Origin of the sequence: Agromyces sp. NPDC057865, assembly GCF_042796995.1 — a bacterium.
Classification (GTDB): Bacteria; Actinomycetota; Actinomycetes; order Actinomycetales; family Microbacteriaceae; genus Agromyces.
Map to the genome: position 1 here is coordinate 1,114,944 of NZ_JBHVMJ010000001.1, position 25,172 is coordinate 1,140,115.

Annotated in this window: 28 protein-coding genes and 1 pseudogene; 14 read left to right on the top strand and 15 right to left on the bottom strand. The window is 72.3% G+C overall.

Features of this window, described 5'->3' with window-relative positions:
• Positions 1–45: 45 nt before the first annotated feature.
• A complete protein-coding gene (locus ACFVN5_RS05205) occupies positions 46–447 on the top strand; it encodes a hypothetical protein (protein ID WP_376953725.1) in 402 nt (133 codons plus the stop codon).
• Positions 448–690: 243 nt separating this feature from the next.
• A complete protein-coding gene (locus tag ACFVN5_RS05210) occupies positions 691–2,826 on the top strand; it encodes an acyl-CoA dehydrogenase (protein WP_376953726.1) in 2,136 nt (711 codons plus the stop codon).
• 257 nt (positions 2,827–3,083) lie between these two features.
• Here the strand turns inward: ACFVN5_RS05210 and ACFVN5_RS05215 are convergent, their stop codons facing one another.
• On the bottom strand, positions 3,084–3,932 hold the full coding sequence (locus tag ACFVN5_RS05215; protein WP_376953727.1) for an ABC transporter permease: 849 nt from the start codon (positions 3,930–3,932) through the stop codon (positions 3,084–3,086).
• Positions 3,929–4,909 (bottom strand): ATP-binding cassette domain-containing protein, encoded by a 981-nt coding sequence (locus ACFVN5_RS05220; protein WP_376953728.1) that lies wholly within the window; start codon positions 4,907–4,909, stop codon positions 3,929–3,931. The genes ACFVN5_RS05215 and ACFVN5_RS05220 overlap by 4 nt, the downstream gene beginning before the upstream one ends.
• 74 nt (positions 4,910–4,983) lie before the next feature.
• Here ACFVN5_RS05220 and ACFVN5_RS05225 point away from each other — a divergent pair, with 74 nt between their 5' ends.
• Positions 4,984–5,751 (top strand): TetR/AcrR family transcriptional regulator, encoded by a 768-nt coding sequence (locus ACFVN5_RS05225; RefSeq protein WP_376953729.1) that lies wholly within the window; start codon positions 4,984–4,986, stop codon positions 5,749–5,751.
• Between the two features lies 1 nt (position 5,752).
• Here the strand turns inward: ACFVN5_RS05225 and ACFVN5_RS05230 are convergent, their stop codons facing one another.
• The 4 genes from ACFVN5_RS05230 to ACFVN5_RS05245 are packed head-to-tail and all read right to left on the bottom strand — an operon-like array spanning position 5,753 to position 8,333.
• Positions 5,753–5,929 carry an HPP family protein gene (locus ACFVN5_RS05230; RefSeq protein WP_376953731.1) on the bottom strand — a complete coding sequence of 59 codons (177 nt, stop codon included), beginning with the start codon at positions 5,927–5,929 and terminating at the stop codon, positions 5,753–5,755.
• Between the two features lie 30 nt (positions 5,930–5,959).
• Positions 5,960–6,754, bottom strand: coding sequence for a glycoside hydrolase family 16 protein (locus tag ACFVN5_RS05235; protein WP_376953732.1), 795 nt, complete (start codon positions 6,752–6,754; stop codon positions 5,960–5,962).
• Between the two features lie 51 nt (positions 6,755–6,805).
• Complete coding sequence (locus tag ACFVN5_RS05240; protein ID WP_376953733.1) at positions 6,806–7,819, bottom strand: malate dehydrogenase; 1,014 nt, start codon at positions 7,817–7,819, stop codon at positions 6,806–6,808.
• A 19-nt stretch (positions 7,820–7,838) separates the two neighbouring features.
• On the bottom strand, positions 7,839–8,333 hold the full coding sequence (locus ACFVN5_RS05245) for a DUF427 domain-containing protein (RefSeq protein ID WP_376953734.1): 495 nt from the start codon (positions 8,331–8,333) through the stop codon (positions 7,839–7,841).
• Positions 8,334–8,443: 110 nt separating this feature from the next.
• On the opposite strand from ACFVN5_RS05245, the pseudogene pip reads away from it, so the two are divergent.
• The 3 genes and pseudogenes from pip to ACFVN5_RS05260 form a co-directional block, all read left to right on the top strand.
• A pseudogene (gene pip / locus ACFVN5_RS05250) lies at positions 8,444–9,394 on the top strand (prolyl aminopeptidase); the annotation flags it as partial.
• Between the two features lie 357 nt (positions 9,395–9,751).
• Positions 9,752–10,630: a neutral zinc metallopeptidase gene (locus ACFVN5_RS05255; RefSeq protein WP_376953735.1), complete on the top strand. Its 879-nt coding sequence runs from the start codon at positions 9,752–9,754 to the stop codon at positions 10,628–10,630.
• Between the two features lie 13 nt (positions 10,631–10,643).
• Entirely contained in the window at positions 10,644–11,525 is an 882-nt protein-coding gene (locus tag ACFVN5_RS05260; RefSeq protein ID WP_376953736.1) for an alpha/beta hydrolase, read from the top strand.
• Here the strand turns inward: ACFVN5_RS05260 and ACFVN5_RS05265 are convergent.
• Both ACFVN5_RS05265 and ACFVN5_RS05270 read right to left on the bottom strand, forming a co-directional pair.
• On the bottom strand, positions 11,441–12,142 hold the full coding sequence (locus tag ACFVN5_RS05265; RefSeq protein ID WP_376953737.1) for an alpha/beta fold hydrolase: 702 nt from the start codon (positions 12,140–12,142) through the stop codon (positions 11,441–11,443). The two genes, ACFVN5_RS05260 and ACFVN5_RS05265, sit on opposite strands and share 85 nt — an antisense overlap.
• A gap of 38 nt (positions 12,143–12,180) precedes the next feature.
• On the bottom strand, positions 12,181–13,125 hold the full coding sequence (locus ACFVN5_RS05270) for an EamA family transporter (RefSeq protein ID WP_376953739.1): 945 nt from the start codon (positions 13,123–13,125) through the stop codon (positions 12,181–12,183).
• Between the two features lie 212 nt (positions 13,126–13,337).
• Here ACFVN5_RS05270 and ACFVN5_RS05275 point away from each other — a divergent pair, with 212 nt between their 5' ends.
• Positions 13,338–14,381 carry a zinc-dependent alcohol dehydrogenase family protein gene (locus ACFVN5_RS05275; protein ID WP_376953740.1) on the top strand — a complete coding sequence of 348 codons (1,044 nt, stop codon included), beginning with the start codon at positions 13,338–13,340 and terminating at the stop codon, positions 14,379–14,381.
• 61 nt (positions 14,382–14,442) lie between these two features.
• Positions 14,443–15,465 carry a PHP domain-containing protein gene (locus ACFVN5_RS05280; protein ID WP_376953741.1) on the top strand — a complete coding sequence of 341 codons (1,023 nt, stop codon included), beginning with the start codon at positions 14,443–14,445 and terminating at the stop codon, positions 15,463–15,465.
• 34 nt (positions 15,466–15,499) lie between these two features.
• On the opposite strand, the gene ACFVN5_RS05285 is transcribed toward ACFVN5_RS05280, so the two are convergent.
• Complete coding sequence (locus ACFVN5_RS05285) at positions 15,500–15,712, bottom strand: hypothetical protein (RefSeq protein WP_376953742.1); 213 nt, start codon at positions 15,710–15,712, stop codon at positions 15,500–15,502.
• A gap of 131 nt (positions 15,713–15,843) precedes the next feature.
• Between ACFVN5_RS05285 and ACFVN5_RS05290 the strand changes: the two genes are divergently transcribed.
• Entirely contained in the window at positions 15,844–16,785 is a 942-nt protein-coding gene (locus ACFVN5_RS05290) for a helix-turn-helix transcriptional regulator (RefSeq protein ID WP_376953744.1), read from the top strand.
• On the opposite strand, the gene ACFVN5_RS05295 is transcribed toward ACFVN5_RS05290, so the two are convergent.
• The 3 genes from ACFVN5_RS05295 to ACFVN5_RS05305 all read right to left on the bottom strand — a co-directional run bounded on the left by ACFVN5_RS05295 (position 16,775) and on the right by ACFVN5_RS05305 (position 18,465).
• Positions 16,775–17,128, bottom strand: coding sequence for an ATP-dependent DNA ligase (locus tag ACFVN5_RS05295; RefSeq protein WP_376953745.1), 354 nt, complete (start codon positions 17,126–17,128; stop codon positions 16,775–16,777). The genes ACFVN5_RS05290 and ACFVN5_RS05295 overlap by 11 nt on opposite strands.
• Positions 17,129–17,444: 316 nt before the next feature.
• Entirely contained in the window at positions 17,445–17,645 is a 201-nt protein-coding gene (locus tag ACFVN5_RS05300; RefSeq protein ID WP_376953746.1) for a hypothetical protein, read from the bottom strand.
• 13 nt (positions 17,646–17,658) lie between these two features.
• Entirely contained in the window at positions 17,659–18,465 is an 807-nt protein-coding gene (locus ACFVN5_RS05305) for an alpha/beta fold hydrolase (RefSeq protein WP_376953748.1), read from the bottom strand.
• Between the two features lie 264 nt (positions 18,466–18,729).
• Between ACFVN5_RS05305 and ACFVN5_RS05310 the strand changes: the two genes are divergently transcribed.
• The 3 genes from ACFVN5_RS05310 to ACFVN5_RS05320 all read left to right on the top strand — a co-directional run bounded on the left by ACFVN5_RS05310 (position 18,730) and on the right by ACFVN5_RS05320 (position 21,761).
• The gene (locus ACFVN5_RS05310; protein ID WP_376953749.1) at positions 18,730–19,446 is read left to right on the top strand and encodes an alpha/beta fold hydrolase; all 717 of its coding nucleotides are present in this window, start codon (positions 18,730–18,732) and stop codon (positions 19,444–19,446) included.
• A 117-nt stretch (positions 19,447–19,563) separates the two neighbouring features.
• Positions 19,564–20,193, top strand: coding sequence for a PadR family transcriptional regulator (locus ACFVN5_RS05315; RefSeq protein WP_376953750.1), 630 nt, complete (start codon positions 19,564–19,566; stop codon positions 20,191–20,193).
• On the top strand, positions 20,190–21,761 hold the full coding sequence (locus ACFVN5_RS05320) for a DHA2 family efflux MFS transporter permease subunit (RefSeq protein ID WP_376953751.1): 1,572 nt from the start codon (positions 20,190–20,192) through the stop codon (positions 21,759–21,761). The genes ACFVN5_RS05315 and ACFVN5_RS05320 overlap by 4 nt, the downstream gene beginning before the upstream one ends.
• A gap of 102 nt (positions 21,762–21,863) precedes the next feature.
• Here the strand turns inward: ACFVN5_RS05320 and ACFVN5_RS05325 are convergent, their stop codons facing one another.
• From ACFVN5_RS05325 to ACFVN5_RS05335, 3 genes are read right to left on the bottom strand one after another with little or no spacing between them, the layout of a single operon-like run.
• Entirely contained in the window at positions 21,864–22,850 is a 987-nt protein-coding gene (locus ACFVN5_RS05325) for an alpha/beta fold hydrolase (protein WP_376953752.1), read from the bottom strand.
• 4 nt (positions 22,851–22,854) lie between these two features.
• A complete protein-coding gene (locus ACFVN5_RS05330; RefSeq protein ID WP_376953753.1) occupies positions 22,855–23,199 on the bottom strand; it encodes a DUF1036 domain-containing protein in 345 nt (114 codons plus the stop codon).
• Position 23,200: 1 nt separating this feature from the next.
• On the bottom strand, positions 23,201–23,422 hold the full coding sequence (locus ACFVN5_RS05335; protein ID WP_376953754.1) for a hypothetical protein: 222 nt from the start codon (positions 23,420–23,422) through the stop codon (positions 23,201–23,203).
• Between ACFVN5_RS05335 and ACFVN5_RS05340 the strand changes: the two genes are divergently transcribed.
• Positions 23,421–23,558, top strand: coding sequence for a hypothetical protein (locus tag ACFVN5_RS05340; RefSeq protein ID WP_376953755.1), 138 nt, complete (start codon positions 23,421–23,423; stop codon positions 23,556–23,558). The two genes, ACFVN5_RS05335 and ACFVN5_RS05340, sit on opposite strands and share 2 nt — an antisense overlap.
• Positions 23,559–23,698: 140 nt before the next feature.
• Positions 23,699–25,165, top strand: coding sequence for an amidohydrolase family protein (locus ACFVN5_RS05345; RefSeq protein WP_376953756.1), 1,467 nt, complete (start codon positions 23,699–23,701; stop codon positions 25,163–25,165).
• The last annotated feature ends 7 nt before the right edge of the window (positions 25,166–25,172 follow it).

Below are 25,172 nucleotides of genomic sequence, written 5' to 3' on the forward strand. Positions count from 1 at the left end.
GGCGCGCCGCGTCCTGGCGGCGCCGACGACGTGGGGGAGTCATCGATGTCGAATTCCGTCGACCGTCCGGGCGGCGTGACGCTCGTCGCCGTGCTGACCTGGATCTCGGGTGCGCTCGACATCCTGGGAGGCACGATCCTGCTGTTCCAGACGAGCATCGCCTCGACCGTCGAGCAGTTCGGCGGCGCGAGCCAGCTCATCGCGACCGCGATCTTCTCGATCCTCATCGGCGCCGTGGTGATCGTGGTGGCGGTCGGCCTCATGCGGGGCAGCAGCGGCGCGCGCATCGTGATCACCATCTTCGAGGCGCTCTCGATCATGAGCTCGATCTTCCTCGCGATCGCCTATCCGGCCGGCGCGATCGGCGAGTACTTCGGCGTCGCGATCTCGCTCGTGATCATCGCGCTGCTCTGGACGCGCCGGGCGAGCGCCTTCTTCCGCAACTGACTCGCGATTCGATGAGCGGATGCCGCGGCATCCGCTCATCGTCGTGAAGCGGGTGCACGGATGCCGCGACGCCCGCTTGTGGACACTGCAACGCACCCTCGATGCGCCTTTGTAGGGTCCCGACAGCCCCGTCCGAGGGGTCCCGCGCGCCGTTTGTAGGCGCCGGACGCCTCGTTTCCGGCCCCCGTGAGGGCGTCCTAGCGTGGAACGGCAGCCCGCCGACAGCGAAGGACAGAACCGACGATGGTTGACACGGCAACCCCTACTTCCCCGAAGACGACCGGCGACACGACCGCCGCGACCGTTCCCGCGACGCCGTCGCGCGACCGTTCCGCGGCGCCCGTCCAGGCCCCGCCCGCAGCGGCGCAGCCCGCCTCGCCGCGCATCGACGTCGAGCAGCTCGCGCATCAGCTGCTCGGCACGTGGCCCGAGATCCGGCTCGCCGCTCGCGCCCGCGCGGCGGAGCCCGAGTACCAGCGCATCGACGGCCAGCCGATGGACGAGCACCGCGAGCGCGTGCTCGGGCAGCTCAAGCGCCTCGTCGAGTCGGGGGCCGTGCACAAGGCGTTCCCGAAGGAGCTCGGCGGCCAGGACGACCACGGCGGCAACATCGCGGCGTTCGAGGAGCTCGTGCTCGCCGATCCGAGCCTGCAGATCAAGTCGGGCGTGCAGTGGGGCCTCTTCGGCGCCGCCGTGCTGCACCTCGGCACGACCCCGCACCACGAGCAGTGGCTCCCGGGCATCATGAGCCTCGAGGTGCCGGGCGCCTTCGCGATGACCGAGACCGGGCACGGCTCCGACGTCGCGGCCATCGGCACCACGGCGACCTACGACCCCGAGACCGAGGAGTTCGTGATCCACACGCCGTTCCGCGGCGCGTGGAAGGACTACCTCGGCAATGCGGCCGTGCACGGCATCGCGGCCGTGGTGTTCGCGCAGCTCATCACCAAGGGCGTGAACCACGGCGTGCACGCGTTCTACGTGCCGATCCGCGACGAGCAGGGCGAGTTCCTGCCGGGCATCGGCGGCGAGGACGACGGCCTCAAGGGCGGCCTCAACGGCATCGACAACGGCCGCCTGCACTTCACCGACGTGCGCGTCCCGCGCGAGAACCTCCTCAACCGCTACGGGGACGTCGCAGCCGACGGCAGGTACTCGAGCCCCATCGCGAGCCCCGGCCGCCGCTTCTTCACGATGCTCGGCACCCTCGTGCAGGGCCGCGTGTCGCTCGACGGCGCGGCGACCATCGCCTCGGCGGCGGCCCTCGACATCGCGATCACCTACGGCAACCAGCGACGCCAGTTCAACGCGGCGAGCGACGTCGACGAGGAGGTGCTGCTCGACTACCAGCGCCACCAGCGCCGGCTCATCCCGAAGCTCGCCACCACGTACGCGCAGGTCTTCGCGCACGACGAGTTCCTCGTGAAGTTCGACGCGGTGTTCTCGGGCAAGGCCGACACCGACGACGACCGCCAGGACCTCGAGACCATCGCCGCAGCGCTGAAGCCGCTGTCGACGTGGCACGCGCTCGAGACGCTGCAGGAGGCCCGCGAGGCCTGCGGCGGCGCCGGGTTCCTCGCCGAGAACCGCCTCGTCGGCCTGCGCCAGGACCTCGACATCTACGTGACGTTCGAGGGCGACAACAACGTGCTGCTGCAGCTCGTGGCCAAGCGCCTGCTCACCGACTACTCGAAGCAGTTCGCGAACGCCGACGCCGGCGCGCTCGCCCGGTACGTCGTCGCCCAGACGGCCGACCGCGCGTACCACGGCTCGGGCCTGCGCCGCCTCGCGCAGACGATCGCCGACTTCGGGTCGACGGCCCGCTCGGTCTCGGAGCTCCGCGACGAGGAGGGCCAGCGCGAGCTGCTCACCGACCGGGTCGAGACGATGATCGCCGAGATCGCGGGCCGGCTCCGCGACGCGCGCAAGCTGCCGAAGGCGGATGCCGCGGCGGCGTTCAATCGCAACCAGAACGAGCTCATCGAGGCGGCCCGCGCCCACGCCGAGCTGCTGCAATGGGAGGCGTTCACGCGCGGCCTCGCGAAGACGACGGATCCGGGCACCAAGCAGGTGCTCACGTGGGTGCGCGACCTGTTCGGCCTCGGACTCATCGAGCAGCACCTCGCGTGGTACCTGATCCACGGCCGCCTCTCGCCCCAGCGCGCGCAGGCCGTCACGGCGTACATCGACCGGCTCGTCGAGCGACTGCGCCCGCACGCGCAGGACCTCGTCGATGCGTTCGGCTTCGCGCCCGAGCACCTGCGTGCGAGCATCGCGACGGGCGCCGAGCTCGAGCGCCAGGACGAGGCCCGCGAGTACTACGCCGAGCGTCGGGCGGCGGGCACGCTGCCCGCGCCGGAGAAGAGCTCGAACAAGTAATTCCGGTGGTCGAGTAGCGCCCGCCGGAGGCGGACGCGTATCGAGACCTGGTGACCTTCCGGTGGTTGAGTAGCGCCCGCCGGAGGCGGACGCGTATCGAGGCGTGGTGACCTTCCGGTGGTCGAGTAGCGACCGCCGGAGGCGGAAGCGTATCGAGACCTGGTGAGGGGATCTCGATACGCGTCGCGCTGGCGCGCGGCGCTACTCGATCACCGGAGGGGTCGCGCTGCGCGCGGCGCTCCTCGATCACCGGTCGGTCAACGCCGCAGACGCCGGTACGCGACCGCCGCGAGCGGCACGAACACGAACGCGATCACGAGCGGCCACACGGATGCCGCGAGCACCGCGTGCTCGGCGAGCCATCCGCTCGTGACCCCCGTCGGGTTGCCGAACAGCTCGCGCGCGGCCGTGGCAGTCGCCGACACGGGATTCCACTCGGCGATCACGCCGAGCCAGCCGGGCATCGTCTCGGCCGAGACGAACACGGTCGAGAGGAATCCGACCGGCCACACGAGCACCTGCACGGCCGTGGTGGCGCCCGTGCCGCGGAACCGGAGTCCGAGGAAGATCCCGACCCAGAGCAGGGCGAACCGGAGCCAGAGCAGGAGCAGTACGCCGAGCGCGATCTCGGCCGGCCCGGTCGTCGGGCGCCAGCCGATGAGCAGTCCGCCGAGCATCAGCACGGCGAGGTTCAGCATCGAGTTGCCGAGGTCGGCGATCGCCCGTCCGAGCGCAACCGACGCGCTCGAGATGGGCAGCGAGCGGAAGCGGTCGGTGATCCCGCGTTGCGCGTCCTCGGACATGGCGGTCATCGTGGTCTCGAGCCCGAACAGCATCGCCAGCGCGAACATCCCCGGCAGGAGATAGGCGATGTAGTCGCCGCCGCCCGGGACCTCGATCGCGCCGCCGAAGAGGAACGCGAACAGCAGGATCAGCATGATGTTGAACGCGAGGCCGAAGACGACTCCCCAGGGCTCGCGCACCTGGTGGAGCAGGTCGCGGCCGGCGATGAGCGCTCCCTCGCGGAGCGGATTCGAGCGGCGGTCGCGCAGCCCCGGAGCGGCCGCGATGCCGCGGGCGGGCATGGGGTGGAGGGCGGCGCTCATCGGGCGACCTCCTCGTCGGTTCGGGCGGCGTGTGCGGTGAGGTGCAGGAACACCTCGTCGAGCGTCGGGCGGCGCAGCGCGAGGTCGTCGACGTCGACCCCGGCGGCGTCGAGCGCGCGCACGATGGGCGCGAGCGCCTTCGCGCCGTCGGCGACCACCGCAGTGACGGTGCGGGTGTCCGCATCGACGGATGCCGCGGCATCCGTGACCCGGGCGATCGCGTCCGCGGCATCCGCGAGCCGGCTCGCATCGGCGACCACGGCCTCGACGCGGTCGCCGCCGAGGCGCGCCTTGAGCTCGGCGGGCGTGCCCTCGGCGATGACGCGTCCGTGGGCCATGACGGAGACGCGGTCGGCGAGCTGATCGGCCTCGTCGAGGATCTGGGTCGTGAGGAGCACCGTCGTGCCCGCGGCGGCGACCTCGCGGACGGCCTGCCAGACGGTGGCGCGGCCGCGCGGGTCGAGTCCGGTGGTGGGCTCGTCGAGGAACAGGATCGCGGGGGTCAGCACGAGGCCGGCCGCGATGTCGAGGCGGCGGCGCATGCCGCCCGAGAACCCGGAGGTCGGGCGGTCCGCGGCATCCGCCAGCCCGAACGCCTCGAGCAGGTGGCCGGTGCGCTCGGCCGCCCGCCGTTTCGAGAGGCCGCTGAGCCGGGCGAAGAGCATGAGGTTCTGCCGCGCCGAGAGCGCGTCGTCGACCGCGTGGAACTGGCCGACCAGGCCGATGCGCTCGCGCACGCCGACGGGATCGCGCCGGACATCGACGCCCGCGATGGCGGCGGTGCCGTCGTCGAACGAGGTCAGCGTCGTGAGGCACCGGACGGCCGTGGTCTTTCCGGCACCGTTCGGGCCGAGCAGGCCGTGCACCGTACCGGCCGCGATCGTCAGGTCGAAGCCGTCGAGCGCCGGTTCGCGCCCGTAGCGCTTGCGAAGCCCGATGGCCTCGAGGGCGGGAGGGGGAGGGAGGGTGGCAGTCATCGAATCCTTTCAACGTACAACGTACGGAATTATTCAATGACCGTACACTATACGGAGAATGTAGGCTAGCCCCCGTGTCGACCGAATCCACCGGGCGAGGGGAGCCCGACCGGACCCTGCGCCTGCTGTGGCGCGATCGCCTCGGCGAGCCGGTGGGCTCGCGGGGTCCGAAGCAGCGCGCGAGCGTCGACGCGGTGGTCGACACGGCGATCGCCCTCGCCGACGAGGAGGGCATGGAGGCGCTCTCGATGCGCCGCATCGCCGAGCGCCTCGGCCTGAAGCCGATGTCGGTGTACACCTACGTGCCGGGCAAGGCCGAGCTCATCGACCTGATGGTCGATCGCGTGGCGGCCGAGCAGCCGCTCCCCGAGTTGCGCGGATCACTGCGCGAGCGCCTCGAGCAGGTGGCGCGGCTGACGTGGAACGAGCTGCTCCGGCATCCGTGGCTGCTCTCGATCGACACGAGCCGGCCGCCGCTCGGACCGAACGTCTCGGACCGCTGGGAGTGGAGCCTGCGGGCCATCGAGGGACTCGGGCTGAGCGACCTCGACATGGACCAGGTGATCACGCTCGTCGTCGGCTTCGTCGCGGGGCCGGCGCGCGCCTACGTCGACGCCGAGCGACTGCACCGCTCGACCACCGAGACCGACGAGGAGTGGTGGGAGCGGAACGCGCCCGTGCTCACCGAGATCATGGACCCCACGCGGTACCCGATCTCGGGCCGCGTCGGACAGGCGGCGGGCGAGGAGTACGGCGCGCCGGCCGATCCCCAGCGCGCGTTCCACTTCGGGCTCGCCCGCGTGATCGACGGGATCGAGGCGTACGTGGCGTCGGGGCGCTGACCTACTCCGACGACGGGGGTTTCATGAGCGCGCCGGCCGCGAGCCCGACCGCGAGTCCGGCGGCGAGCCAGAGCCAGAACCCGGTCCAGAGGCTGATGCCGACGCCGACGATGGCGCCCACGACGAGCCCCACGATGAGCTGCTTTCGGCGGGCGGAGGACATCGGTTCGGAGGCCATGCCCCCAGCCTAGGCGGCGCCGGCGCGCGGTCAGCGGGGCCGGTACTCGCGCACGTGCGCCACCTCGAACACGAACGGCAGGGCATCCAGGTCGCGCGGGGCATCCGTCGGCAGTTCGTAGACGTCGAGCATGAGCTGCACCGGATAGGCGATGGACTGCTCGACGGTCTTCACGAGCCGACCTTCGACGAAGAAGCGCAGGCGCTCGGGCAGCCACTCGACGGCGTAGTCGTGGAACGCGGTGAGGTCGCCGTCGACGCGCACCTTCTCGAAGTCCATGACGAGTCGCGGATCGTGCTGCGGCTTCACGCCGACGCCGACGAGACCCGAGTCCTCGCCGACCTCGCTGCCGAAGATCTCGAAGATGCAGATCTCGCCGCAGTTCACGGCCTCGTCCTCGAACCCGACCGGCCAGAGGGCGACCATGGCCGACGGATGCCGGATCGCGCGGACCCGCGCCTCGATGACCCCGTGGTGCGGCAGCCAGAGGCGCTCCTCGTCCTGCTCCTCGCGCACGAGGAGGCCCGACCGGAACCGGTGCTGGCCCACGGGGCTCCCGAGCGGGCCCGAGAACTGGCCCGTCTGCAGGTGCGACACTCGCACGTCGCCGTCGTACTCGGGCGACCACGGCTCGGTGTCGCGGTCGATGCGCAGCTTGAGCGTGCCATCGGAGACCTCGTAGCGAGCCCGGGTCGCCGCCCGCGAGCTCCAGTGCGGCAGGTAGTGCGGGAACCAGCGGGTGTCGGCGAGGTCGTCGCCGTCGAACTGCTCGTCGACCGCGAGCACGTAGCCGCTGAGGTCGAGGGTCGTGGCATCCGTCGTCATCGTCGGTCGCTCCTTCCGCGACGTCTGCGTCGCTCCCGGCGGCTGCCGCCGCTACACGAGGCCGAGGGCTCGCACCGCGTCGCGCTCGTCCTGCAGTTCGGCCACGGATGCGTCGATGCGATGCCGCGCGAACGCGTCGAGCTCGAGGCCCTGCACGATGCGCCAGGCGCCGTCGACCGACTCGACCGGGAACGACGACACGAGCCCCTCGGGCACGCCGTACGAGCCGTCGGACACGACCGCGGCGCTCGTCCATCCGTTCGAGGTGCCGAGCACCCAGTCGTGCACGTGGTCGATCGTGGCGCTCGCCGCGGACGCGACCGAGGACGAGCCGCGCACCTCGATGATCTCGGCGCCGCGCTTCGCCACGCGCGGGATGAAGTGGTCGACGAGCCACTCGCGCGCGGCCTCGGGTCCGCCGAGGCGGTACGAGAGCAGCGCGGCCACCGACTGCCCGCCCGCGGTCGCGTGCGCGACGTCGGGGAACTGCGTCGCCGAGTGGTTGCCCCAGATCGTGAGGTCGCGGATGTCGCTCACCGGTGTCCCGACGGTCGGCGCGAGCTGGGCGAGCGCGCGGTTGTGGTCGAGGCGGGTGAGGGCCGTGAAGCGGTCGGCCGGGACATCCGGAGCATGCGCCGCCGCGATGAGCGCGTTCGTGTTTGCCGGGTTGCCGACCACGACGACGCGCACGTCGTCGGCCGCGCCCGCGTTGATCGCTGCGCCCTGCGGCCCGAAGATGCCCGCGTTCGCCGCGAGCAGGTCGCCGCGCTCCATGCCCGCGGTGCGTGGACGGGCACCGACGAGGAGGGCCAGGTTCGTGCCGCGGAAGGCCGCCGTCGGGTCGTCGTAGACCTCGACGTGCGAGAGCAGCGGGAACGCCGAGTCGTGCAGCTCGAGCGCCGCGCCCTCCGCACCGCGCAGGCCCTGCGGGATCTCGAGGAGGTTCAGGCGCACCTGGGTGTCGGGTCCGAGCATCGCGCCCGAGGCGATGCGGAAGAGCAGCGCGTAGCCGATCTGCCCTCCGGCGCCCGTGATCGTGATCGTGATCGGCTTCTTCGCGGCCATACGCACAGACTATGCCGCGTCACCAGCCGTGGGAGCCCGGGCCGCCCTTGAACGGGCCGACGACGCCCGACGTGATCCAGCCGCCGTAGAACCCGCCGGGCTGCGGCACCACGGGTTCGCCGTCGACGATGCAGGCGTCCATGGGGGCCGCGTAGACCGCGACCCGATCCGCGAGCACTTCGAAGCCGCGCGACGGAGTCGGGTAGTTCCACGCCGCACGCTCGGCCACGGTGCCGCCGCCGCGCACGCTGAGGTAGCGGGCCGCGCCCTTGAACTCGCAGAACGACTCGCCGGCAGTGGGCTCGAGCGAACCCTGTGCGAACGCCGCGATCGGCAGGTAGTAGACGGGCGGATGGCTCGTCTCGAGCACCCGCACGACGTCGCGGGTGTCGACGACGCGCTCGCCGCCGAGGTCGATCGTCACGCGGACGTCGACGACTTCGGCGCGTGGCGGTCGGGGGTAGTCCCAGACGGACTCCTGCCCAGGGGCCGCAGGTGCCGGGTCGGGTCGCATGGCGGGAGCGTAGGGCGCGAGGCTGGGAGCGGGCGGCATGCGGGCGAATGGGGGTGCGTCGGCGGCGCGGCGGCTGTCGGGGGCATCCGCGGATCGTCTAGCGTGTCGGCATGAGAGACCTCTATCCCGAGATCGAGCCGCTCGAGACGGGCATGCTCGATGTGGGAGACGGCCAGCACATCTATTGGGAGGTGTCGGGCAACCGCGAGGGCCGGCCCGTGGTGTTCCTCCACGGCGGACCCGGCGCCGGCACGACACCCGAGCACCGCCGGCTGTTCGACCCCGAGCGATACCGGATCGTGCTGTTCGACCAGCGCGGCTGCGGACTCTCGATCCCGCACGCGTCGGAACCCGACGCCGACCTCTCGGCGAACACCACGTGGCACCTCGTGGCCGACATGGAGCGGCTGCGGAACCACCTCGGCATCGACCGGTGGCAGGTCTTCGGCGGATCGTGGGGCAGCGCCCTCGCGCTCGCGTACGCGCAGACGCATCCCGAGCGGGTCACCGAGCTCGTGCTGCGCGGCATCTTCACGCTCCGCAGGCAGGAGCTCGACTGGTTCTACGAAGGCGGGGCCGCCGCCGTGTATCCCGACCTCTGGGAGCAGTTCCTCGCGCCCGTGCCGGCGCTCGAGCGCGCGCACCTCATCGAGGCGTACGGGCGGTTGCTGAAGGATCCCGACCCCGAGGTGCACCAGCCCGCCGCGATCGCCTGGTCGCGCTGGGAGTCGTCGACGATCACGCTGCTGCCGCAGGCCGACACGATCGCCCGGTTCACGGCGCCCGAGTACGCCACGGCGTTCGCGCGCATCGAGAACCACTACTTCCGGCACGGGGGCTGGTGGGAGGAGGGGCAGCTCATCCGGGACGCCCCGCGGCTCGCCGGCATCCCGGCCGTGATCGTGCAGGGCCGCTACGACATGTGCACTCCGCCGATGACCGCGTGGGACCTGCACAGCGCGTGGCCAGAGGCCGAGTTCCACCTCGTCTCCGACGCCGGGCACGCGTTCGACGAGCCGGGCATCCTCGATGCACTGATCCGCGCGACCGACAAGTTCGCGGGCGGCGGCGGCGACGACGAGCGTGAACGTGCCACGGATGCCGCGACGGAGCCCTTGGAGGGCGAGGACGCGGACGACGATGCGGATGACGCCGGCGAGGACGCGGACGACGAGGACGACGACGAGGACGACGACGCGGACGACGACGACGACGCGGACGACGAGGACGACGCGGACGATGACGCGGACGATGGCGACATCGAAGACGAGGATCCGGACGGCGACGCGGTCAGCGACGACACGGGGCCGCTCCGGCATCGGAGGGGCTTCATTCCCGCCCGACCCGACGTCGTCAACCCCTCGCCCGAAGACGGCGGGGATCGGCTTCCGAAGCCGCGCGGAGAGTAGCGTCATGCCATGACGTTCAACCCGAACGCCGACATCGGCGGTGGCAAGACCTCGAAGCGCGGACGCAACACCGGCATCGCCGTCGGCGGCGGCCTCGGCGTGATCGCACTCGTGATCATCTCGCAGCTCCTCGGCGTCGACGTCACCGGCCTCCTCGGCGGAGGCGGCGGCCAGCCGGCGGCGGAGGACTCCGCCCTGGAGGAGTGCCAGACCGGTCAGGACGCCAACGAGCGCGTCGACTGCCGCATGAAGGGCGCCGCGGCATCCCTCGAGGACTACTGGGTCGACGCGGCACCGACCATCGGGGTCGCCTACGCGAGCCCGCAGGGCTTCGTGCTCTTCACCGATGCCGTCGCGACCGGCTGCGGCAACGCCTCCTCGGCCACCGGGCCCTTCTACTGCCCGCCCGACCAGACCCTCTACGTCGACACGAGCTTCTTCGACCAGCTCGAGAGCCAGTTCGGCGCCAGCGGTGGCCCGCTCGCCGAGATGTACGTCGTGGCGCACGAGTGGGGGCACCACATCCAGAACCTCGCGGGCGTCCTCGAGCGCGCGCAGGACGGCCAGACCGGACCGACGTCGAACTCGGTGCGCACCGAACTGCAGGCGGACTGCTTCGCGGGTTCGTGGGCGGCGGCGGCCTCGCAGACCACGGACGAGCGCGGCGTCCCGTTCCTCCAGCCGATCACGCGCGAGCAGTACGCGCAGGCGATCGACGCGGCGGCGGCGGTCGGCGACGACCGGATCCAGGAGGCGACGCAGGGGCAGGTGTCGCCGCACTCGTTCACCCATGGGTCGAGCGAGCAGCGCGTGCGCTGGTTCGAGACCGGGTACCAGGGCGGCGCGCAGTCGTGCGACACGTTCTCGATCGACGGCTCGCAGCTGTGATCGGCGCCTGCCGGTGATCGCACGCCGCGTCGGGCGGATCGCCCTCGGCGTGGTCGCGGTGCTCGTGCTCGTCATCGTGGTGTTCCTCGTGTGGGCGCACACCGTGATGGCCGGCGAGCGACCGGCCGCGCTCGAGGCCTGGCGCGACGACGAGATCACCATCACCCACACCGACCGGTCGTTCGTGATCCAACCGTCCGACGGCGGCAGCGACGTCGGACTCGTGTTCATCCCCGGAGCGCGCGTCGATCCGGCCGCCTACCTGTGGAAGCTCAGCGGCATCGTCGCCGAGTCGGGTGCGACCGTCGTGATCACGGAGCCCACGCTGAACCTCGCCTTCTTCGACACCCGCCCGCTCTCGGCGTTCACCGCCGACGCACCCGACGTGACCGAGTGGTACGTCGGCGGGCACTCGCTGGGTGGCGTGCGCGCCTGCCAGCTCGCGGGTGCGAGCACGGATGCCGCGGCCGACCCGCCCGTCGCCGGCGTCGTGCTGTTCGGCAGCTACTGCGCGAACGACCTCGCCGACACCGACCTGCGGGTGCTCTCGCTCGTGGGCGAGCGCGACGGACTCTCGACGCCCGAGAAGGTCGCCGACGCGGCGCACCTGCTGCCGCCCACCGCCGAGACGGTCATGCTCCCGGGCGCGAACCACGCCGCGTTCGGCGACTACGGCCCGCAACCGGGCGACAACGCGGCGACCGCGTCGGACGAGGAGACCCGCGACCGCATCACGGAGGCGGTCGCCGAGTTCCTCGCCCCGACGCAGCGACGCCCGTGCCGCCGGTGCGGTGACGCCGCCGGCTCGGCTCAGCCGATCGCGGCGGCGATCGCCTGGCCGAGCTGCACGGGCTTGGTGAACTGCGGCCAGTGCCCCGTGGGCAGGTCGACGTAGTCGACGTGCTTCACGCGCGCGAGCTCGCGCGTGAACGGCGAGTCGGCGGCGATCCACTCGACAAGGGCCGCGCTCGGGAACTCCGACGCGATGATCGTGACCGGCACGTCGTAGCGCCGCTCGTCGGTGAGCGCGATCGGGTCGTAGGCGACGCCCTTCGGCTCGGCGATCGCCCGGGCACGGAACTGCGCGCGCAGGTCGTCGTCGAGATCGACGAGGTCGGCGTCGTCGAACACCGACCAGTCGGGCAGCGGGATCTCGCCGTCGACGACGGGCAGCTGGTCGTTGACGGCGAGCCCGTCGCCGAGCGGACCGGCGTCGACGTAGACGACGCGCACGATGCGGTCGGGGCGGGCGTCGGCCACGCCGTGCGCGATGGCGCCGCCGCCCGAGTGCCCGACGAGGACGAGCTGCGCGTCGGCACCGTAGCCGTCGACGATCTCGGCGACCGCGTCGATGTGGTCTTGGAGGCCGATCTCCGACCGGTCGGCGTCGGGCGACTCGAGCCCGGGGAGGGTGAGCGGGTTGACGCGATGACCGGCCTCTTCGAGGAGGGGGGTCACCCGCTCCCACGACGACGCGTCGAGCCAGAAACCGGGGATGAGGATGACGTCCATCCCTCGACGCTATCGGCGGCCTCCGACACCCCGACGCGTCAGGCGACCGCGGGCCGCGGCGCCCGTCGCGTGCCCGCCGTGGCGAGCACCACGATCCCGGCGGCGAGCACGGCGAGTCCGAGCAGGCCGCCCGCCGACAGCGTCTCGCCGAGCACGGCGACGCCGAGGATCCCCGCGGTGAGCGGCTCCGCGAGGGTGAGCGTCGACACGGTCGCGGGGGCGAGTCCGCGCAGGCCGATCCCGAACAGCACGTAGGCGAGCGTCGTCGTGACGAGGCCGAGCCACAGGGCCATGACGAGGCCCGGGCCGGTCGCGAGCCACGAGGCATCCGTCGACAAGAGCACCGGGAGGCTCACGATCGCGGCGACGCCGAAGAGCGAGCCCATGCTGCCGATCGGCGTCCAGTCCCGGTCGAGCAGCGCCTTGCCCGCCAGCGTGTACACCGCGTACGACGCGCCGGCGCCGAGCGAGGCGAGGAGTCCGAGTGGGCTGGCACTCGCCGAGCCCTGGTCGGTGGCGACGGCGAGGATCGCGACGCCCGCGGTGGCGATCGCGGTGGCGAGGAGCCAGCGGTGTCCGGGATAGCGGCGCCGCAGCATCCAGTCGAGCGCGCCCGTGATGACGGGGGCCGAGCCGAGCGCCACGACGGTGCCGACCGCGACGCCGTTCGCGGCCGTGCCCGCGAAGAAGGCGGGCTGGTAGGCGAGCACGCCGAGCGCGCCGATGCCGACGACCGCCCACGTCGGCACCCGGGGCGAGGGCGCGGGGCCGACGCCGGGCGTCGACGCGGCGGATGTCCCGGTCGCGCCGCCTCGACGCCCGGCGAAGTGCATGAACAGGGCGATGAGCCCCAGTGCGCCGCCGCCGATCAGGAGGCGCGCGGCACCCACGGAGGCGGAGCTCGCGTCGGGCCCGAGCGCCTGCGCCGTGCCGGTGGTGCCGAAGCACACCGAGGCGAGGAGGACCGCGACGACGAAACGCATGCGATATTGTTACACAATCCTGTCGCCGGCCCGCAAGTCCCGGCGGACGCATGGACCTGCGCGGGGAGGTAACATCGCGGATGTCGCGCGCGCCCTGCGGCGACGGACCCGCAGCGCCGCGGACCGTCGCCTCCCCCAGCAGGCGTCGCCGCGGCATCCGTCACGTGGTTCCCCCAGCCCGTCGGCGGAGCGACCCCGAACGGAGGACCCCTGTGCGCGCCGTGCTCGTGAACGCCTTCGGCGAGACGCCGCAGATCGCCGACGTCCCTGAGCCCGCATGCCCGCCGCGCGGCGCGGTGATCCGCGTTCGCGCGACCGGCGTCTGCCGCAGCGACTGGCACGCGTGGATGGGCCACGACGACACCGTCGCGCTGCCGCACGTGCCGGGCCACGAGTTCGCCGGCGAGATCGCCGTGCTCGGCTCGGAGGTGCCCGACACGGCGGGCTGGCGCGTCGGCGATCGCGTCACCGCGCCGTTCATCTGCGCGTGCGGCCGTTGCCCCGAATGCCTCGCGGGCAACGAACAGGTCTGCGACGCCCAGTCGCAGCCGGGCTTCACGCACTGGGGCTCGTTCGCCGAGCTCGTCGTCGTCGACGAGGCCGCCCGCAACCTCATCCGCCTGCCCGACTCGCTCGGCTTCGTCGAGGCCGCGTCGCTCGGATGCCGCTTCGCGACCGCCTACCGGGCGATCGTGTCGCGCAGCCGCCTCGCGCCTGGCGAGCAGATCGCGGTGCACGGATGCGGCGGCGTCGGCCTCTCGGCGATCATGATCGCGGTCGCGGCGGGCGTTACCGTGTACGGGGTCGACGTGTCCGACGCGGCCCTCGAGGCGGCGGAGAAGCTCGGCGCGGTGCCGGTGCGCGGTGGCGAGGGCGCGGCGGAGCGGATCGTCGCGGCATCCGGCGGCGGCGTCGACGTGTCGTTCGACGCGTACGGCTCGGCCGCGACGGCGCTCGACTCGGTGCGGAGCCTGAAGAAGCGCGGCCGGCACGTGCAGATCGGGCTCATGTTCGGCGACAACGCCCTTGCGGCCATGCCCATGGACGCGGTCATCGCAGGCGAGCTCGAGATCCTCGGCAGCCACGGCATGGCGGCGCACGAATATCCGTCGATGCTCGGCGCGGTGGCGTCGGGCGACTTCCGTCCGGTCGAGCTCGTCGGCCGCACGATCGCGCTCGACGAGGTGCCGGCGGCGCTCGCCGCGATGGGCACGGCGGGCGGTGCGGGCTCGGGCATGACGGTCGTCGAGCTGTAGCGGCATCCGTCGTGCCCGTCGACCGGGTGACGGATGCCGCGGCCATCGCCACAATGGGGGGATGGATCCCGTCGCGGCGCTCGAGGAGATCGCCTTCCTGCTGGAGCGCGACCGAGCCTCGAGGTACAAGTCCACGGCATTCCGCCGGGCCGCGGCGATCATCGAGGAGTACACGCCCGAGGAGCTCGCGGCGCGCGTGCGCGACGGCCGGCTGAAGCGCACGAAGGGCATCGGCGACAGCACGTACGCGGTCATCGCCCAGGCCGTCGGGGGCGAGGTGCCCGACTACCTCGCCGACCTGCGCGAGCGCAGCGGCCCGGCGGTCTCCGCCGCGAAGCCCGGGCTCCGCGCGCAGCTGAAGGGCGACCTGCACAGCCACACCGAGTGGAGCGACGGCACGACGCCCATCACGACGATGGCCCGTGCGGCCGAGCTCGTCGGCCTCGAGTACCTCGTGATCTCCGACCACTCGCCGAACCTCACGGTCGCGAACGGGCTCAGCGCCGAGCGCCTGATCGAGCAGCTCGACGTGCTCGACGAGCTGGACGCGGCACGGGAGGGCGGCATCAGGCTGCTCTCGGGCATCGAGGTCGACATCCTCCTCGACGGCGCGCTCGACCAGACGCCCGAGATGCTCTCACGGCTCGACGTCGTGGTCGCGAGCGTGCACTCGAAGCTGCGCACCGAGTCGCGCGAGATGACCCGGCGGATGCTGGGGGCGATCGCCGACCCGCAGACGAACGTGCTCGGCCATTGCACCGGCCGACTCGTCGAGGGCTCGCGCGGTACCCGGCCGCAGTCGACGTTCGACGCGCGCGCGGTGTTTTCCGCGTGCGCCGAGTACGGCGTCGCCGTCGAGATCAACTCGCGGCCCGAGCGCCAGGACCCGCCCGACGACCTCATCCAGCTCGCGCTCGAGGCCGGATGCCTCTTCAGCATCGACAGCGACGCGCACGCGCCGGGGCACTTCTCGTTCCTCGAGCTCGGGGCGGCGCGCGCGGAGGCGAACGGCGTGCCGGCCGAGCGCATCGTCACGACGTGGCCGGTGGACCGGCTGCTGGAGTGGTCGCGCCGGAATCGGTGAGCGGGATGACCCGCGGAGGCGGTCGCGGGGCGGCTCAGGCGCGCCGGGCGCCGTCGACCACGGCGGCGACCGTGGCGTCGTCCGTCGGCAGGTTCGCCTCGCCGAGTCGTTGGCGCGCCATCGTCGTGAGGTCGTCGACGTGGCCCAGCGCGGCGTCGCCGCGCATCTGCTCCGCGACGCCCGCGATCTTCTCGTCGATCCCGGCCTCGCCGCTGCCGTCTTCGATGGGTGCGTCCTGGGTGTCCATCGGGTCAGCCTCGCACGGCTGTCCGATCGCCACTGCCCCTTGACAGCCGTTGGGAGATCTTCTCCTTCTCCTCGACGCGGGCGGCGCGTACAGTGGTCGCACCGGTCGGACCCGAACGCCTGGGAGATGGAATGAGCGGTGTGACGCGCACGGATGTCGTCGTCCACGACCTCGAGTCGGCCGAGCGCGAGCTCGGCGCCCATTTCCCCGACATACGCCTCGGACGCGTCGAGCGCGACGGGTTCCGATCGACGTTCGCGTCGACCGCCGGCGAGCGATTCACCGTCATGGACTACACCTTCGAGGGATCGGGTTCTGCCGTCTCGGGCTCAGAGGACCTGGTCGTCATCATGAGCCGCGGTCGGGGCTACGAGCTGGCGCACGGCCGCGAGCCCGTCGACACCTCGCGACCGTTCCTCGCACCGGCGGAGGGGATGGCCGGGCGTTGGGAGGCGTTCGACGCGAAGCTCGTGCGGCTCGACCTCGGTGCCGTCGAGCGCATCGCACAGGCCGCAGCCGGCGACCCGTCGTTCCGCCTCGTCCGCCGTGGCACTGCGCCGCTGTCGACCGAGCACGCCCGACACTGGAGCCTCGCGCTCGGCGCCTTCGAGCGCGTGCTCGCGGAGGCGCCCGAAGCCTTCGATTCCCCGATCTTCGCGGAGGGGATGTTCCACCAGCTGGCGACCGCGTTCCTGTACGCCTTCGACACGAGCTGGCTCGACGTCGCCGAGCGCCCACCTGCGCGCCCTGAGCCGTCGGCGGTCGTCCGTCGCGCCATCGAGTACATGCACGAGTACGCGGGCGAGCCCATCACGGTGCAGCACGTCGCGGATGCCGCATTCATCTCCACGCGAGGCCTGCACTACGCGTTCACGCGCGACCTCGGCCGGTCGCCGTCGGAGGTGCTGCGGCGCATCCGGCTCGAGCGGGCACGCGCCGAGCTCGCGGCATCCGATGGCCGCCTCACCGTCGCGGCGGTCGCGCGTCGCTGGGGCTTCGCCAACTCCTCCAGGTTCTCGCAGGCGTATCACCGGGCCTTCGGCGAGCACCCGAGCGAGACGCTCAGGCGCTGATCGGCTCGGGGGTGCGTTCGGGAGCGCGCTCGTCGGGACGCTCGGTCGGGCGCGGCGGCTCGATCGGCTCGGGCATGACCACCAGGCCGCTGTTCGCGTTCGCCGAGAGCGCGAGCAGCTCGAGCCAGGCCCGGTTCAGCACCGGCTGCCGATTGCCCGAGTAGACGAACTCGATCGCGATCGACGGCGCGACCCAGCACACGGTCTGCTCCGCGCCGTCGTCCCACGTGAAGGTGAACGACTCGCGTCGGCGCAGCTTGTTGACGATGACGACCTGCAGGTGCGCCATGGTGCGGTCGTCGACGGCGAGCGAGATGCCGCCGTTGTAGATGAGGGTGCCCATGGGGTCTCCAAGCGGGTCGGGGGTCCGCGGGCGGGGTGTGCCGCGGAGGACGCACGGACCGAGGGGTCCGGCCGGCGGGTGCCCCCACGCCGCCGGCGGTCGTCCGCTCACACCGTACGGCGGCGGCGTGCCGATCGGGCCCACGCTCGCGGCATCCGTTCCGCCAGCGGCTGCAGCCGTTCCGATCGCGGATGCCGCGGGCCCGGATTCCCGTGGGTCGAGGAGCGCCCGGCGCAGCCGGACGCGTCTCGAAACCCCTGCGGACGCCGGTTTCGAGACGGGCGCTGCGCGCCCTCCTCAACCAGCGGCCCCGGGCTCAGCGCGTGCGCAGCTCGTTCAGCACCTCGACGAGCACGTTCGAGATGCCGTTCGCCTGGATGGCGAGCTTCGCCAGGGCGTCGAACACCGCGCTCCCCGGAGCGACCTCGCCGCTGTCGGCGAGGGCGCCGATCGCCTCGGTCGTCTCGGAGGCCAGCGCCTTCAGCATCTGCGCCCGCTCGATCGGGTTGATGGCCATGGGACTCCTCGGGCTACGTGTCGCTGACGGGCGGGTGGTGCGGGCTGCGGTGGACCTCCTCGACGTGCGCGAGCCCGGGCAGATCGGGATCGTCGACGATCGGCTTGTCGGCCATGAAGAGCCGGATGACGTGCGCGAGCTCGTCGGGGTGGCTGAAGTTGATGGCATGCGCCGCGCCCTCGATGACGACGAGCACCACGTGGTTGTCGGTGTTCGTCGCGACCTCGCGCACGATGGCCGGCGGGGGCATGAGCGGGTCACGGTCGCCCACCACCGCCAGGGTGGGGATGCGCAGGGCGAGCAGCCGCTCGTACGACGGGTACCGGGTGAGCGAACGGAACATGCGCACGGTGCTCGGGATGCCGAACTTGAGGTAGTCGGGCACGGCGACCCGCAGCATCCGCTTCGGCTCGCGGCCGCCGTCGCGCGCGAGCTGGGTGATGGCGCCCATGAGCGGCTGGTTGTAGACCCCGCCGGCCGGTGAGACGAGGATCGCGCGGTCGATGCGATCGGGGAAGCTGTAGGCGAACTCGGTGATCACCGGGCAGCCCATCGAGTTGCCGACGAGCGTCGCCCGCTCGACGCCGCGGTCGTCGAGGAACCGGGCGGCGGTCTGCGCCAGCCCGGGCACGTCGAGCGCGCGGGGGGCGCGCCAGCTCCGCCCGAAGCCGGGCAGGTCGGGCACGTAGGTGCGGTACTCGTCGGCGAGCCGCTCGGCGGTCGGCAGCAGGTACCGGCCCGAGAGCCCGAAGCCGTGCAGGTGCACCATCACGGGGGCGTCGGGCGGCGCGTTCGGCGACTCGCGGTAGAACACGTCCACCCCGTCGATCCGGGTCCAGCGCTCGGCCAGGCTCGACTCCGGCCGGCGGGGTCCGCGCGGCCGGGATCGCGGCTCGCCGCGGACGTCAGGTGCCGACAACGCCGCCTCGCCGTCGCCCGATGCCCACCAGTGCCCAGTCCATGCCGGCCCCCGATCCACGTCTGCGATGCCGCGCGGTGCTGCCTTCAGGGTGAGTCTAGATCGAAGCCCCGGCCCGAACGTATGGTGGGCACGACCCGTTCCGAACCTCCGGAAGGAGCACGCATGTCCATACCAGCCGAACCATCCGCCGGGGCGGGCGTCCCGGCCAGCAACGTCGTCCTCGTGCACGGCGCCTACGCCGACGGCTCGTCGTGGGCCGACGTGATCGCCCTGCTGCAGCAGGCGGGCCTGTCGGTCACCTCCGTGCAGAATCCGCTCACCACGCTCGACGACGACGTGGCCGCCACGCGCCGTGCCCTCGACCTGCAGGACGGGCCGACCGTGCTCGCCGGGCACTCCTGGGGCGGCACCGTCATCTCGGAGGCGGGCGCGCACCCGAACGTCTCGGCGCTCGTGTACGTGGCGGCCCGTGGCCCCGACGTGGGCGAGGACTACGCAGCGCTCGCCAAGCGATTCCCCACGCCGCCCGCCATGGCCGGGCTGGTGAACGACGCCGGCTTCATCCAGTTCGGCGAGGAGGCGTTCCTGGAGAACTTCGCGAACGGCGTCGATCCGGCCAGGGCGCGGGTGCTCTTCGCCGTGCAGGGTCCGATCACGGACACGTTGTTCGCGAGCCGCACGACCGTCGCGGCCTGGCGCGAGAAGCCGAGCTGGTACGCGGTCTCGAAGCTGGACCGCACGACCTCGCCCGAGCTCGAGCGGTTCGTGGCCGAGCGCATGGGCGCGACGACCATCGAGGTCGAGAGCGGTCACCTCTCGATGGTCGTGCGCCCCCGCGAGATCGCCGACCTGATCCTCGCGGCGAGCGGTCGCGGCTGAGGGGGATCTCGCCCGCCCGGGCGTCGCCCGGCGCTCTTCGTCCCATGCGGGGCATCCGTTCACCCTCGCCTTGGCGACGCCGCGTGCGAGGCGTATAGTCCATGTCGACTATTCGGGATGGAGGACCCCACCGTGGAGCGGATCACCGGCCTCGGGTTCATGATCCTGAGCCTGCTGCGCGAGGGCGACATGCACCCCTACGAGATGATGCGGCTCATGCGCCAGCGGCACGACGACCGCTTCGTCGCGATCTCGAACGGCACGTTCTACCACACGGTCGGACGCCTCGAACGGCTCGGCCTCGTCGACGAGGTGGGCGTCGAACGCGCGGGCAACCGACCCGAGCGCACGACCTACGCGCTCACCGACGCGGGTCGCGAGACCGTCGTCGACTGGGTGCGCCGCGAGCTGCCCGGCATCGACCGTCCGGCCGAGTTCCGGGTGGCGCTCGCCGAGGCGCATCACCTCCGGCGCGACGAGGTCGTCGCGCTGCTGCGCACCCGCCGCGCCGCGCTCGCCGAACTGCACGGGATGCAGGTCGAGGCCCGTCGCGAGGCGCGCGAGAAGGACGTGCCACGACAGTTCATCCTCGAGGTCGAACGCGAGGACGCCATGCTCGCGGCCGAGCTGACGTGGCTCGAGGGCATCATCACCGCACTGGAGGAGCACGCGTTCCCGTGGGGCGTCGACGAGCTCGACGGACCCACCGAGCGCTACCTCGCCGATCGAGAGGAGGCACGTCGATGACCGAGCACTCGACGGATGCGACGACCACCACTTCGGGCACCGGGGCCACCGCGGCATCCGGCCGTCGCGAACGCGGCCCATGGCCCGGGCTCTGGGCCCTCGTCATCGGGTTCTTCATGATCCTCGTGGACACGACGATCGTGTCGGTGGCGAACCCGGCCATCAAGGCCGCGCTCGACCCGAACACGCCCGACCTCGACAACGTCGTCTGGGTGACCTCGGCGTACCTCCTCGCCTACGCCGTGCCGCTGCTCATCACCGGGCGCCTCGGCGACCGGTTCGGGCCGAAGAACATCTACCTCATCGGCCTCTCGATCTTCACGCTCGCCTCCCTCGGCTGCGGCCTGTCGGGCTCGCTCGGTGCGCTCATCGCCTTCCGTGCGGTGCAGGGCCTCGGCGCGGCCCTCATGACGCCGCAGACGATGGCCGTGATCACGCGCACGTTCCCGCCCGACCGCCGCGGTGCGGCCATGGGCCTGTGGGGCGCGACCTCTGGCGTCGCCCTGCTCGTCGGTCCGCTGGCCGGCGGCCTGCTCGTCGACGGGTTCGGCTGGGAGTGGATCTTCTTCGTGAACCTGCCGGTCGGCGTCGTCGGCTTCGTGCTCGCCTGGATCCTGGTGCCGAAGCTCGAGACGCACAAGCACCGCTTCGACATCCTGGGCGTGTTCCTCAGCGCGACGTCACTGTTCCTCATCGTGTTCGGCCTGCAGGAGGCGGAGAAGTACGACTGGGGCGTGATCTGGGGCCCGATCTCGGTGTGGAGCCTCATCATCACGGGCGTCGCCGTCATGGGCCTGTTCATCTGGCAGCAGGCGCGCACGCGCAGCGAGCCGCTCGTGCCGCTCCCGCTGTTCCGCGACCGCAACTACTCGATCGCGAACCTCACGATCGCGACCGTCGGGTTCACCGTGACGAGCATGTCGCTGCCGCTCATGTTCTTCGTGCAGCTCGCCCGGGGGCTCACGCCCACGCAGGCTGCGCTGCTGCTCGTGCCGATGGCGGTCTTCGCGGGCGTGCTCTCGCCGATCGCCGGCCGCCTGATCGACCGCATCGACCCGCGCTGGATGCTCATCCCCGGACTCCTGCTGGTGTCGGGATCGCTCGTGCTCTACTCGGCGCTCATGAACGTCGACACGCCGATCTGGGCGTACCTCATCCCATCGGCGATCATGGGCATCGGCAACGCCGGCATGTGGGGGCCGCTCGCGACGACCGCGACGCGGAACCTCCAGCCGCGGCAGGCGGGCGCGGGCGCGGGCATCTACAACACGATGCGCACCGTCGGGTCGGTCATCGGCTCGGCGGCGATCGCCGCGTTCATGCAGGCGCGCCTCGAGGCGAACCTCCCCGGAGCGGCCGAGGCCTCGTCCGAGGGGTTCGGCAGCGGCGCGCTGCCGCCGTTCGTCGTCGACGGCTTCTCGCAGGCGATGGCGCAGGCGACCCTGCTGCCGGCGGCGGTCATCCTCATCGGCGCGGTCGCGGTCGTCTTCCTGCGCCGTCCACAGCGGGCGCCGCAGGGCGTGCCGGATGTCGCGGGCGCGGCGGCCGAGGCGGCGCCGGCGGGCTGAGCGGGACGAGCACGATCAAGCCGGGTCCCGAGACGCGTCCGGCTGCGCCGGGCGCTCCTCGCCAGCGGCCGAGCGACTCGCCGAGGCATCCGTCGTCGCAGCTCAGCCCGACTTGCTGCCCATGATGAACGCCGCGCGGATCTGCTCGAGCACGAGCTCGGGGTGCTCGTTGCCGATGAAGTGGCCGCTGTCGGTCTGCGTGACGTGCGCGGCGCCGAGCGAGTCCGCGAGGCGCGTCTGCGCCTCGACCCATGCGGGCCAGTACGTGTTCGCGTCGCCGATGCCGAGGTAGTCGAACGGCCGGTCGGCGGTGAGCACGGCCACGGGCATCGACGGGAGCGGCGGCGCGGCCGCGAGGGCCGCGATGCTGGCGGGGTAATCGGGTGCCTCACCGCCCGGGTTCGCCTCGCCGGCCTTCGCGATGTCGGCCATCCACTGGTCCCACACCTCGGGCGGCAGGGTCTCCTGCAGGTACTGCGATCCCGGGTCGACGAGAACGAGTCCGATCACGTCGTCGGGGTGCTCGCGCGCGAACGTCGCGGCGATCATGCCGCCCCACGAGTGCCCGACGACGAGGTAGGGCCCCTCGACCTCGGCCGCGGCCAGCATCACCGCCAGGTCGGATGCCGCGTCCTGCGACGTCGTCGGCTGCGGCACCTCCGTCGACCGGCTCGGCTGGCCCTCCATCTGCTCGGTGCCAGGTCGGTCGTACGCGCATACGCGCGTGGACGCGGCCGCCTGCGGGTACACCGCGTCGTCGGAGGGCACCGCCGGGTCGGTCGTGCTCGTCGGGTCGCCGACGTACTCCCAGTCGTCGGCCGCGACGCCGGCCCCCGAGACGAGCACCACCGTGGGCGAGCCGCTGCCGCTGCACTTCAGGTACAGCTCGCGTCCGTCGCCGAGGTCGACGAGGCCTGAACGGTCGCCGTCGCCCGGCACGAAGGCGTCGGATGCCGCGGCCGACGTCTCCGGCGCGGCGGGGCTGCCCGTTCCGCCGCCGGCGACCGTGCCGACGCCGCAGCCCGCGAGAAGGGCGAGCACGCCGACGGCGCATCCCGCCGCGAGGACGGGACGCGTCGCCTGGGTCACGGCGTCACCCCTGGAGGACGATCGAGTGGTTGATGCTCGTGGTCGGCACCACGAGCATGCGCAGGCCGAGGAGCCGGCTGTCGGTGCTGCCGGTGCGCCAGCACCAGTCGAACGCCCGGCTCGGCAGCTGCGTCATGAACGGACCGGCCCACACTTGACCGCCGTCGTTCTCGGCGTACCAGAAGTACTTCGCGCCGTTCGAGGCGCCGCCGCGCACCGTGGCGCGCCCGCCCGGTGCGATGGCCCACCATCCCTTCTTCGCCCAGTTGTCGCCCTCGCAGCCGGGCGAGTGGTAGGCGAGGGCGACGTACATGGTCGTCGCCGAGCCGTTGTGCACGTAGATGGCCATGTCACTGCTCCTCGACGTCGCGCGGATTCGGTGGGCCGTCGGCGCCCGACGCCTCGGCGTCGGCGTACGCCATCACGCCGGGGCGATGCGCCTCGGCGGTCGACTCGGCGCCCAGTCCGGGCCGCACGGTCGTCGGACTCTCCTCGTCCGACTCGGGAAGCGGGGCGAGGGCGGCGGCTTCGTCGGCACTGAGCGTGCGGACGAGCTCGGATGGATCCTGCATGCGAGACCTCGATTCGTCGGATGCGGCCGGCCCGGCATCCGCGACGCCACCGTCGCGCGCGCCCGACCGTCGCCGCCTCGGCACGGTCGACGGAGCGCAGCGTCCCGGATCGCATCCCAACGGCCGCGGTCGATGATTCCCCCGATGCACCCGACCAGGCGCAGCCCCCCGACACGCCGGAATATAGTCCCGGCCTGCAGGGGCGGCAAGGTTCGTCGGACGATCGCGTCGTCGCGGCATCCTTCGCACCCTTGCGAAGCGGAGGATGTTCTCGGTATGGATGGAGGTGCGCCCGACACCATCGACCTCGACGAAGAGGGGCTGCACATGCCATCGACCACCTCTGTGACGGCTCACCAGGCTGCAGCGCTCGACGCGCTGCGTTCCTCGGACGACGATCCCGACCGGTCGCTCCTGCTGCAGGGCGGCTGGGTCGTCGACCTGGTCGACGTCGCGCCGCGGCGGGCCGACGTCCTCATCCGCGGCGGGGTCATCGAGGCGATCGCGCCGGGTATCGCCGAGCGCGTCGGACCCGAGGTGATCGTCGTCGACGTCGCCGACGCCATCGTCATGCCGGGCCTCGTCGACAGCCATCAGCACGCATGGGAGGGCGCGCTCCGCGGCGTCGCGCCGACCGTCGCGTTCGGCGGGTACTGGGGGCTCACGCACGGCGGGACAGCCGAGCACTTCACGCCCGACGACATGGCCGTCGGCGAGCTCACGTCGGTCGCGCAGGCGATCAACGCCGGCACGACGACGTTCATCGACAACAGCCACAACCACCGCACCGAGGCGCACGCGGATGCCACGATCGAGGCGTTGCGCTCGACCGGGATCCGCGCCGTGTTCGCCGCCGGGCCGCCCGGCGACGGCCCCCACGACGACCTGTTCCCCGACGAGCTGCTGCGGTTGCGCGACCGGTGGTTCGCGAGCGACGACGGGCTCGTGCGCCTCCGGGCGTTCGACCTCTACCCGAGTCCCGACAGCCTCCGCTGGGCGACCGATCACGGCCTCGGGGTCGCCGCAGAGCTCGGACCGTGGGCGCCCGCGGCCGGCGAGCTGGCGGCATCCGGCGTGCTCGGACCGGGCCAGGCGTTCAACCACTGCGCCGGACTCACGCCTGACACGTGGCGGGCGCTCGCCGACAGCGGCGCAGCCGTGAACCTCGTGGTGCGCTCGGACGCGCAGTACGGGATCGGCGGGCTGTCGCCGGTGCTCGAGGCGCAGGCCGCCGGCCTCCGGTTCGGGATCAGCAGTGACAACGAGACCGCCTACGGGCACGACCTGTTCACCGAGATGCGCGTGCTGCTCACCGTGCAGCGCGGGCTCGCGTTCCGCAGGCTCGGCACCGACGAGGACATGCCGGCCCCGTTCGAGCCATGGGACGTGCTGCGTGCGGCGACCGTCGGGGGCGCGGTGAACGCCGGACTCGAGGATCGGATCGGCACCCTCGAGCCGGGCAAGCGCGCCGACGTCGTGGTGCTCTCGCTGCGTGGCGTGCACCTTCACCCGTGGGGCTCGGCCGTCGGCACCATCGTGAACTTCGCGACGCCCGCCGACGTCGACGCGGTGTTCGTCGACGGTCGGCCGCTGAAGTGGGGCGGCGAGCTCGTCGGCGTCGACTACGAGGCGCTCGCGCGACGCGCGGAGACGTCGCGGGCGCGGCTGCTCGAGGCGGCCGGGTTCTCGATGGAGGATGCGCGGGCGGGCGGCATCACGCCGCCGATCCCGCCGGGGTTCTGAGCCGGTT

Coding starts and splice junctions, on each gene's coding strand:
- ACFVN5_RS05205 (WP_376953725.1), top strand. CDS start 46: ATGTCGAATTCCGTCGACCGTCCGGGCGGCGTGACGCTCGTCGCCGTG.
- ACFVN5_RS05210 (WP_376953726.1), top strand. CDS start 691: ATGGTTGACACGGCAACCCCTACTTCCCCGAAGACGACCGGCGACACG.
- ACFVN5_RS05215 (WP_376953727.1), bottom strand. CDS start 3,932: ATGAGCGCCGCCCTCCACCCCATGCCCGCCCGCGGCATCGCGGCCGCT.
- ACFVN5_RS05220 (WP_376953728.1), bottom strand. CDS start 4,909: ATGACTGCCACCCTCCCTCCCCCTCCCGCCCTCGAGGCCATCGGGCTT.
- ACFVN5_RS05230 (WP_376953731.1), bottom strand. CDS start 5,929: ATGGCCTCCGAACCGATGTCCTCCGCCCGCCGAAAGCAGCTCATCGTG.
- ACFVN5_RS05235 (WP_376953732.1), bottom strand. CDS start 6,754: ATGACGACGGATGCCACGACCCTCGACCTCAGCGGCTACGTGCTCGCG.
- ACFVN5_RS05240 (WP_376953733.1), bottom strand. CDS start 7,819: ATGGCCGCGAAGAAGCCGATCACGATCACGATCACGGGCGCCGGAGGG.
- ACFVN5_RS05245 (WP_376953734.1), bottom strand. CDS start 8,333: ATGCGACCCGACCCGGCACCTGCGGCCCCTGGGCAGGAGTCCGTCTGG.
- ACFVN5_RS05255 (WP_376953735.1), top strand. CDS start 9,752: ATGACGTTCAACCCGAACGCCGACATCGGCGGTGGCAAGACCTCGAAG.
- ACFVN5_RS05265 (WP_376953737.1), bottom strand. CDS start 12,142: ATGGACGTCATCCTCATCCCCGGTTTCTGGCTCGACGCGTCGTCGTGG.
- ACFVN5_RS05270 (WP_376953739.1), bottom strand. CDS start 13,125: ATGCGTTTCGTCGTCGCGGTCCTCCTCGCCTCGGTGTGCTTCGGCACC.
- ACFVN5_RS05280 (WP_376953741.1), top strand. CDS start 14,443: ATGGATCCCGTCGCGGCGCTCGAGGAGATCGCCTTCCTGCTGGAGCGC.
- ACFVN5_RS05285 (WP_376953742.1), bottom strand. CDS start 15,712: ATGGACACCCAGGACGCACCCATCGAAGACGGCAGCGGCGAGGCCGGG.
- ACFVN5_RS05290 (WP_376953744.1), top strand. CDS start 15,844: ATGAGCGGTGTGACGCGCACGGATGTCGTCGTCCACGACCTCGAGTCG.
- ACFVN5_RS05295 (WP_376953745.1), bottom strand. CDS start 17,128: ATGGGCACCCTCATCTACAACGGCGGCATCTCGCTCGCCGTCGACGAC.
- ACFVN5_RS05300 (WP_376953746.1), bottom strand. CDS start 17,645: ATGGCCATCAACCCGATCGAGCGGGCGCAGATGCTGAAGGCGCTGGCC.
- ACFVN5_RS05310 (WP_376953749.1), top strand. CDS start 18,730: ATGTCCATACCAGCCGAACCATCCGCCGGGGCGGGCGTCCCGGCCAGC.
- ACFVN5_RS05315 (WP_376953750.1), top strand. CDS start 19,564: ATGGAGGACCCCACCGTGGAGCGGATCACCGGCCTCGGGTTCATGATC.
- ACFVN5_RS05320 (WP_376953751.1), top strand. CDS start 20,190: ATGACCGAGCACTCGACGGATGCGACGACCACCACTTCGGGCACCGGG.
- ACFVN5_RS05330 (WP_376953753.1), bottom strand. CDS start 23,199: ATGGCCATCTACGTGCACAACGGCTCGGCGACGACCATGTACGTCGCC.
- ACFVN5_RS05340 (WP_376953755.1), top strand. CDS start 23,421: ATGCGAGACCTCGATTCGTCGGATGCGGCCGGCCCGGCATCCGCGACG.
- ACFVN5_RS05335 (WP_376953754.1), bottom strand. CDS start 23,422: ATGCAGGATCCATCCGAGCTCGTCCGCACGCTCAGTGCCGACGAAGCC.
- ACFVN5_RS05345 (WP_376953756.1), top strand. CDS start 23,699: ATGGATGGAGGTGCGCCCGACACCATCGACCTCGACGAAGAGGGGCTG.